Raw genomic sequence first — 1,751 nt, forward strand, 5'->3', positions numbered from 1 at the left:
TGCTGGTCCGCCGTTACCTGTCCGACCCCGTGGTCCACTCCGTCGACCCGTCGGCCGGGGCCGTCACCACCATGGAGCACCACGTGCTCCACGTGCACGACGCGGACAAGCACCGCACGACCACCGAGATCGCGGCCCGGGACGGGCGGGTGATCATGTTCCTGGACACCAAGCACGCCGTGGACCGGCTGACCGAGCACCTGCTGAACAGCGGTGTCCGCGCGGCGGCCCTGCACGGCGGCAAGTCCCAGCCCCAGCGCACCCGGACCCTGGCGCAGTTCAAGGACGGTCACGTCACCGTGCTGGTGGCCACCAACGTCGCGGCCCGCGGCATCCACGTCGACAGCCTCGACCTGGTCGTCAACGTGGATCCGCCCAGCGACCACAAGGACTACCTGCACCGCGGCGGGCGCACGGCCCGCGCCGGGGAATCCGGCAGCGTCGTCACCCTCGTGACCCCCGGCCAGCGCCGCGGCATGACCCGGCTGATGGCTTCGGCCGGCATCACCCCGCACATCACCCCCGTCCGCTCGGGCGAGACGGAGCTGAGCCGCATCACGGGTGCCCAGGCGCCCTCCGGCGTCCCGGTGGTCATCACCGCGCCTGTCACGGAACGCTCCCCCCGCGCGTCCTCGCCGTCCCGGGGCCGCCGGGGCCGCACCGGCCAGGGACGGCCCGCCGGCGCGGAGGTCCTCCGCAGGGCACGGCAGCGGCCCGGCAGCAACGAATCGGCTGCTTAGGCGGCCCGGCGCGGTTCCCGCCCCGTGGCCTCGCGGGAGCCGTGGCCGTAGTGCTCTCACGGGGCCGCAAGCGCCACCGGACCGACCAGCCGGCCCCTACCGAAGGAGACACCGTTGACGCCCTCGCGGACGCAGTACCACGTGCCGGACCCCACCCCCGTGACCGTGGCCGAGGACGCCGCACACGGTCCCCGGGTGTGTGACGACATGACCGTCGAGGTGGCTCTGGCCGTCATGGCGGGTGCCCGGGTCGAGTACCTGACCGTGTGCGACGGGGACGACCAGCGCACGGGCCTGATCACCCTGGTCCGGCTCGCCCTCCTGCGCGGCAGTTCCGCGTACACCGACCGGATCCGCCTGCGGGACGTCCTCGACGGGCCGGCGCCGTCACCCGGTGCTCGCGCCGACCGCTTCGGTGAGGACGGCCGGGTCCCGGGCGTCCTCGCCCCCTCGTGCTGATCCGCCCCGCCCCGGGCGGCCCGTTCCCCTTGCCGCCGTTCTCCTCCCGCCGCGGCTTCTCCCCCTGTGAGGCATCATGCGCTGTGTCATCGCCCGGTATCCGTTCGAGCTGACCAGGACCGGGGTGCTGGCCTCGATGAAGGGCGTCAGGCCCGAGCTGGTCACGAGTGAGTCCGTGACCATCGGCCGCCGCCGCTACCCCGTCAAGCAGGCGGGCCGGGTCATCACGCGACAGGACCCGCGTGACTTCTCCGCCGACGAAGTCATGCGGGCCATGAGGCGCCTCGGCTTCACGTGCCACGAGCGCCCCGAGGCCGCAGCCGCGTGCGCCACCGCTCCGCTCCGGACCGCTTCGGCACTGCTCGGCGGTACCGCGCCCCTGGCTGTGTGACGCCAGGCGGTAAACCACACTCAGGATCCCGGTGGGGGGGCGGGGGCCGGGGGGGGGGGGGGGGCCCCCCCCCCCGCCCCCCCCCCGGGGGGGGGGGCACCGCGAAAATCCAGAAAAAGCCCCCCAAAAAGGGGTTGCGGGGATGGGGGGGGAAGAGTGGG

3 protein-coding genes are annotated in these 1,751 nt (G+C 74.1%); all 3 read left to right on the plus strand.

The annotated features are described in order from the left end of the window. On the plus strand, window positions 1–740 hold a 740-nt coding region (locus tag AB0G56_RS42130), incomplete at its 5' end, for a C-terminal helicase domain-containing protein (protein WP_360981648.1). 141 nt (window positions 741–881) lie between these two features. Further along, window positions 882–1,199 (plus strand): CBS domain-containing protein, encoded by a 318-nt coding sequence (locus AB0G56_RS42135; protein ID WP_360981654.1) that lies wholly within the window; start codon window positions 882–884, stop codon window positions 1,197–1,199. Between the two features lie 76 nt (window positions 1,200–1,275). Beyond that, the gene (locus AB0G56_RS42140) at window positions 1,276–1,590 is read left to right on the plus strand and encodes an SCO5918 family protein (protein ID WP_360981651.1); all 315 of its coding nucleotides are present in this window, start codon (window positions 1,276–1,278) and stop codon (window positions 1,588–1,590) included. Window positions 1,591–1,751: the final 161 nt, after the last annotated feature.

Source organism: Streptomyces sp. NPDC021356 (assembly GCF_040641015.1).
Lineage (GTDB): Bacteria > Actinomycetota > Actinomycetes > Streptomycetales > Streptomycetaceae > Streptomyces.

What these genes read in the sequence shown, in the direction of transcription:
- AB0G56_RS42140 (WP_360981651.1), top strand. Translation starts at nt 1,276, where the DNA reads ATGCGCTGTGTCATCGCCCGGTATCCGTTCGAGCTGACCAGGACCGGG.